Below are 5646 nucleotides of genomic sequence, written 5' to 3' on the forward strand. Positions count from 1 at the left end.
AAACTATGATTGAAATGATTGAATGAATACTATGATTGTGTTGTATTCAGCAAGTCTTCATCAATGATCAATTATAGTCCATCCCATAATCCCATAATAAGTCCAAACTATGATTGAAATGATTGAATGAATACTATGATTGTGTTGTATTCAGCAAGTCTTCATCAATGATCAATTATAGTCCATCCCATAATCCCATAAATCACAGTTAAGACGATGGATATTGCTGTTGTCGCATCATTTGTAAACTTTTCCGAATTTGAACAATAGTAGAGTGATTTTTCCTAATAGTCGTTGACTCCATTTTATAGTAGTTCTATTTTTTAAAAAAGAATAATAAAACCTTCTTGGGTAAAGTGCTTGTCATGGGTAAGCACTTCAAAAATATCCATTTGTTGCATAATTATCATTGATATGCAGTCTGTAATACTATAACCTTTGTCTGACCGTTGTTTATATAATTCAAAACCTAATTGACGTAATTCTGGTGTATAGGAAATAACTTGTATTGTTTTTTCCCGTAGCATTTGCGTACACATTAAGAGTGCTTTCTGTCTCATAATAGTTCCTCTACATGAAGCATAGTTCAGTATCTCATCAATAATGCCATCCGTTGTTATTAGTTGATCATTGATACAATTATGAGCATAGTTGAGTGCGATTTGATGCCAGTCATCTTTGGGGTTGAGTAAAGCGATCCAATAAAAGGTGTCGGCAAAAATTTGCTTCATGGTTAATGTTTAGGAGTACCGTAGATGTAATGATCATGTTGCTCTGCACTATCGGTTGGTAAGGTATCTAAAACTTCTTGAGGAATATCAGCAGTGAGTTCTTCGATAAATCGCGCGAAAGGTTTAGATTGTTCTTGCGATCGATTATGTTTGATTTTGGCTAACAATAAAAAGTCAAAAACTTCTTCTATTACCTCATCGGATACTGTTTCAATTTCATGAATTAGTTGTTCTTTAATGGTCATAATTTTACCTTTGTAAGTTCTTCAACTATAGCCTATATCAGTTATCAGTGATTAATTCAATTATAGTCCATCCCATAATCCCATCAATCACAGTTAAGACGATGGATGTTGCTGTTGTCGCAGCGTTTGTAAGTTTTCCCGAATCTTAACAGTAGCAGGATGATTCTCCCCTAAAGCTTGCTCGGCAATTGCTAAAGCTTGTAAATAGAGGGGGTTCAGCTTCCGCGTACCTTCCTTGAGATTGGTAGAGTTTTGCTAAATTATTAAGATTTTCAGTGATATTGGGATAGTTATCGCCTTCAAAAATTTCTGGACAGTATTTTTTTTGATTTGCCAGAAATTCCTGTGAGGTAACTTCAGTAAAATCTTGGTGGATAATATTGCGAAATTCTTTAGGATCTAGCATGGTTAATTTTCTCCTTCTATTTAATTAACTCTTCATACTCATCATGAGAACCAATCCAAAACCAGTAATAATCTTCACCTTTTTTCAATGCTAAAGCTCTATAATTCTCAGTTATTCGGACTGACCAGACATTTTTCCCTACTTTCTTGAAATGTAATGATCGATGGAAAACATTACTAATCCAGAGACGATAGGCTTTTTTGGCCTGTTGCTTAATGTAGGGAGATAAGTTGGCATAACATTGCCAAAAATCAGGAGTTGTTAAGGATTTCATCTAAAGGCTTAACTTGATTGTTACTGATATCATTGTTGACTTTTTGTAATAGTCGATCGAGTTTCCCTGATTCGAGATCGTTTTTTATCTGTTTGTCCCAACTATCATCAAGATAGTCTTGTAACCAAGCTGATAATTGATGGATTTCTTCGTCAGGCAACTGGAGAATCGCGGATTCAATATCTTTGAGTGTAGTCATGATTGTTTGGTTGATTGAAGGTGATTGTATTATTTTATATTGTTGTATTATCGGATGGGTTAATAACCCATCCTACGGAAGCGACTCTAAGTTTTCCCGAATCCTAACAGTAGTAGGATGATTCTCCCCTAAAGCTTGCTCGGCAATTGCTAAAGCTTGTAAATAGAGAGGTTCCGCTTCTAAGTATCTTCCTTGGTATTTGTACAGCTGTGCTAAATTGTTAAGGGAAGTTGCCAAATCGGGATGATTGTCTCTTAAGAGTCGTTTTCTCAAATCTAATGCTTCTAGAAGGAGAGGTTCCGCTTCTGTGTACCTGCCTTGGAAATAGTACAATTCTGCTAAATTGTTGAGGGAAGTTGCCACAAGGGGATGATTGTCTCTGAAGAGTCGTTTATACAAATCTAATGCTTCTAGATAGAGAGGTTCCGCTTCTGTGTACCTGCCTTGGTATTTGTACAGCTGTGCTAAATTGTTGAGGGAAGTTGCCACAAGGGGATGATTGTCTCTGAAGAGTCGTTTATACAAATCTAATGCTTCTAGATAGAGAGGTTCCGCTTCTGTGTACCTGCCTTGGGATTCGTACAATGATGCTAAATTGTTGAGGGATTGTGCCACAAGGGGATCATTGTCTCCTAAGAGTCGTTTTCTCAAATCTAATGCTTCTAGATAGAGAGGTTCTGCTTCTGTGTACCTGCCTTGGGATTTGTACAATCCTGCTAAATTGTTGAGGGAAGTTGCCACATGGGGATCATTGTCTCCTAAGAGTCGTTTTCTCAAATCTAATGCTTGTAAAAAGAGGGCTTCCGCTTCTGTGTACCTGCCTTGGGAACGGTACAATGCTGCTAAATTGTTGAGGGAAGTTGCCACATCGGGATGATTGTCTCCTAAGAGTCGTTTATGCAAATCTAATGCTTCTAGATAGAGAGGTTCCGCTTCTGTGTACCTGCCTTGGGATTGGTACAATCCTGCTAAATTGTTGAGGGAAGTTGCCACATCGGGATGATTGTCTCCTAAGCGAGATTGTACCGCTTCGAGACAATTATCAAAATATCTTTCTGCTGAGTTATACTGCCCTTGCCCCTTATAAAACCGTGCTACCCCAACAAATGCCGAAATTAAATAATCATCATCTAGCCATTCGATTAAGTTATCGGGGGCAATCTTGAGGTGTTCAATAGAAGGTTCAAAAATAGCAATATCTTCTAAAGTTGGTGTTTCAGGAATGATTTGAGAAATTTCAACCATTACCTTAACAAAGGCTCGTTTTAGTTGGTCTGCCTCGGTTTCTTGCTTAACCTTAACTAATGTTTGTGACATCTTCTTCTCCTTCTAATTTGCCTCTAAAAAATTCTCGAATTAAAGAATGTAAACGATAAGTCTGTAGATCAATATTTTGGCAGAGATGAAAACGGAGCAGTTTTGCCCTCGCCAATTCTAATTCATCAAGATCAAACTCGCCTTTTTCAGGATACGTTAAATAATATTTTTGCTCAACCCGTTCTGCTAACTCCCAAGGAATAGGTGCATTAGCAAACAAACTTAATAACTTGCCCAAATGTTGACTCAACTCGTCCAACAAATCCCAACTCAAATTAAAAGCAGATTCCACCCCTAACTTAGCCGTAGAAGTTCGAGTTTCTTTCTCTACATCTAGAGCCTTATGTTTGAGAGCTTGACGTTTTTTCGCTTTTTCCTGTAAACGGAACAATAAAGTAGATAAAGATAAGTCTGGAACCTCATTCAAATAACGCCCCACTAACTCTAATCCTAACGGCAAAAACTCTAACCAGCGACAAAGTGTTTCCGCGATTTCTGGCTCTTTACCGATGCGTTCCTTGCCAATAATAGATTCTAATAACTCTAACGCATTTTCCAAACTCAAAACTTCTAAAGGGATTGTTTGAATTGGAGAACCAAACTTTAACCGCGTAGTCATCAAGACCTTAAAACGTGAATCTTTCGGCGGTAGATAGGGTTCAATCATAGGATAATTGACCACATCATCCAAAATAATCAACACATTCCCTGATCGCCAATTACGCCAGCAAAAAGAAACCTGATCCTCAATTTTATCTATCCAATCAGGAATTTTAAGCTCGATTTTTGCCTTAGCAAAACTCACAATTTGAATAGCAATATTGACATCTCTAGCAAATAACCAACATAAGCCACCCTGATAATCTTCTTGATGCAAATCAGCATACTGAATCGCCAGTTCTGTCTTCCCGACACCTCCCATCCCTGCGATCGCAGAAATCGCCACCACCTTATTTTGCTGTAACTGGTTATGTAGGGTAAGAAGTTCATCTTCCCGACCCACAAACTTAGTCACACCACTACGGGGAATATTCTCAGGAATACCTACAGGTTGCAATGACTTCAATAAATCCTCTAAAGCTTCTCGCAAAACCTCTTGCAAAGTCTCCCGATTAACATCATTTAAGTGAATCCCAATATTGGCAATTCCACCCGTCACCAAAGTTTGAAACCCCTTTGCATCTCCTTTGTTAATCTGAACTAACCGACGATCATCTTGAATTGCCTCAGTTAATTGTGAATTAGCATCAATGTTGGTTTTGACCAACGCCACCAATCGAGCGAGATCCGCTTGGGGATTATCTTGCAGGATTTCCGCCGTCAATTGGCAAAGTTCAGAAATTAGGTCAGTCATTGACAATAAGCCTCGATTTAAGTTTTAGGTTGTTGACCTTGGTTAATGTGAATCTCTCCAATATAAGCAGTTCCCCCCTCAACCTTTGTCTGCCAACCCTTAGCATTATCAGAGATATTTTGAATCATACTACTGTTATCCTGAATTTTACCCGCTTGGATTGTCTGCGCTAAAACTTTTAACTCTTTCGCAAAAGCAGGATCTTCATCCAAAATCACATCCAAATTTTTAGTCAAGGTTTCAACGGCTGTACTATCACCCCTCTCAACCTTAGCTAATGCTTCATTAACTTTCTCCGATCTTCCTGTTAAGCGAGTTTTGATCTTTTCCCATAAAACAGGAATCTTAGCCAAAGCTTCAGCCGTAAAGCGTTTCGCTAAATCCCCCGTCCCAGACTTCACAAACTCTTGTACTGCTAAGGTGACAAGTAAACCTGCTGTTAATGGCTCAGTCATTTTTAAATTTTCCTCTAATAGTAATTCAAATTGGGTGTGAGACTCTCAACGTTTGGAGAAAAATAAAATCTCTAAATTTTAAATCTCTCCACTCTCATGGCTCTCTTGGATTTGGTGGGTAAAATGTATTCTAAGATACATTCCTCCTAGCGAGGGGGTGGAACGAAAGCTAAACCTACCAAACCCGGGGCGTAAACTCCGCATCATTTAAAATTATTACATTTTCCCCTGACTGCACCAACACAAACAAACCCTGACGACAACCATAACTCGCCACCTCATTGGGAACAATCATCGCTGCCACCGCTCCCAAAGCCTTTACATCTCGAAAACGAGGCATTAACCGCTTAAACTTAGCCAAACGTTGTAAATGCTCGTCCACATCCCTTTGAGTTAACTTACTTTTGACCTCCACTAAAATGGCATCGGTATCATTTACTACCAATAGATCAATCTCTAAACCCTCATTATCCCGTTTTACCGAAATGCCGGGGTGAAACTCATGCACATCAATACCCCGCTCCTGAAAAAGACGCACCACCGCAGGACGCACTTGCCACTCGACAAACTCTCCTAAACGATTGCCCAACTCCCCAATCTGCTTACTAACTCTGTTAATTTGCTTATCTGTTTCTTTTTGAGCTTGGGATAACTCTTGTTGGGAT

The 5646-nt window shown here is 38.8% G+C and carries 9 protein-coding genes; all 9 read right to left on the reverse strand.

Features of this window, described 5'->3' with window-relative positions:
- Positions 1 to 323 precede the first annotated feature (323 nt).
- The gene (locus IM507_RS10085; protein ID WP_008197333.1) at positions 324 to 731 is read right to left on the reverse strand and encodes a type II toxin-antitoxin system VapC family toxin; all 408 of its coding nucleotides are present in this window, start codon (positions 729 to 731) and stop codon (positions 324 to 326) included.
- Between the two features lie 2 nt (positions 732 to 733).
- Complete coding sequence (locus tag IM507_RS10090) at positions 734 to 976, reverse strand: hypothetical protein (RefSeq protein ID WP_287636952.1); 243 nt, start codon at positions 974 to 976, stop codon at positions 734 to 736.
- Positions 977 to 1121: 145 nt separating this feature from the next.
- Positions 1122 to 1382 carry a tetratricopeptide repeat protein gene (locus IM507_RS10095; RefSeq protein ID WP_253860431.1) on the reverse strand — a complete coding sequence of 87 codons (261 nt, stop codon included), beginning with the start codon at positions 1380 to 1382 and terminating at the stop codon, positions 1122 to 1124.
- A 16-nt stretch (positions 1383 to 1398) separates the two neighbouring features.
- Positions 1399 to 1656, reverse strand: coding sequence for a ParE family toxin-like protein (locus IM507_RS10100; protein WP_069475699.1), 258 nt, complete (start codon positions 1654 to 1656; stop codon positions 1399 to 1401).
- Positions 1634 to 1855 (reverse strand): hypothetical protein, encoded by a 222-nt coding sequence (locus tag IM507_RS10105; RefSeq protein WP_002736659.1) that lies wholly within the window; start codon positions 1853 to 1855, stop codon positions 1634 to 1636. The genes IM507_RS10100 and IM507_RS10105 overlap by 23 nt, the downstream gene beginning before the upstream one ends.
- A 72-nt stretch (positions 1856 to 1927) precedes the next feature.
- Positions 1928 to 3172, reverse strand: coding sequence for a tetratricopeptide repeat protein (locus tag IM507_RS10110; RefSeq protein WP_287636953.1), 1245 nt, complete (start codon positions 3170 to 3172; stop codon positions 1928 to 1930).
- Entirely contained in the window at positions 3153 to 4526 is a 1374-nt protein-coding gene (locus IM507_RS10115) for an NB-ARC domain-containing protein (protein ID WP_287636954.1), read from the reverse strand. The genes IM507_RS10110 and IM507_RS10115 overlap by 20 nt, the downstream gene beginning before the upstream one ends.
- A gap of 17 nt (positions 4527 to 4543) precedes the next feature.
- Positions 4544 to 4981, reverse strand: a complete 438-nt coding sequence (locus IM507_RS10120; RefSeq protein ID WP_287636955.1) for a hypothetical protein — start codon at positions 4979 to 4981, stop codon at positions 4544 to 4546.
- Between the two features lie 175 nt (positions 4982 to 5156).
- Positions 5157 to 5646: DUF3782 domain-containing protein (locus IM507_RS10125; protein WP_287636956.1), on the reverse strand; the 490-nt coding region annotated here is incomplete at its 5' end.

Source organism: Microcystis sp. M20BS1 (genome assembly GCF_020245305.1).
Taxonomy (GTDB): Bacteria; Cyanobacteriota; Cyanobacteriia; order Cyanobacteriales; family Microcystaceae; genus Microcystis; species Microcystis ichthyoblabe_A.

Bases quoted from the DNA above. Each gene is read 5' to 3' on its own strand.
- IM507_RS10085 (WP_008197333.1), bottom strand. From the start codon at position 731: ATGAAGCAAATTTTTGCCGACACCTTTTATTGGATCGCTTTACTCAAC.
- IM507_RS10090 (WP_287636952.1), bottom strand. From the start codon at position 976: ATGACCATTAAAGAACAACTAATTCATGAAATTGAAACAGTATCCGAT.
- IM507_RS10095 (WP_253860431.1), bottom strand. From the start codon at position 1,382: ATGCTAGATCCTAAAGAATTTCGCAATATTATCCACCAAGATTTTACT.
- IM507_RS10100 (WP_069475699.1), bottom strand. From the start codon at position 1,656: ATGAAATCCTTAACAACTCCTGATTTTTGGCAATGTTATGCCAACTTA.
- IM507_RS10105 (WP_002736659.1), bottom strand. From the start codon at position 1,855: ATGACTACACTCAAAGATATTGAATCCGCGATTCTCCAGTTGCCTGAC.
- IM507_RS10110 (WP_287636953.1), bottom strand. From the start codon at position 3,172: ATGTCACAAACATTAGTTAAGGTTAAGCAAGAAACCGAGGCAGACCAA.
- IM507_RS10115 (WP_287636954.1), bottom strand. From the start codon at position 4,526: ATGACTGACCTAATTTCTGAACTTTGCCAATTGACGGCGGAAATCCTG.
- IM507_RS10120 (WP_287636955.1), bottom strand. From the start codon at position 4,981: ATGACTGAGCCATTAACAGCAGGTTTACTTGTCACCTTAGCAGTACAA.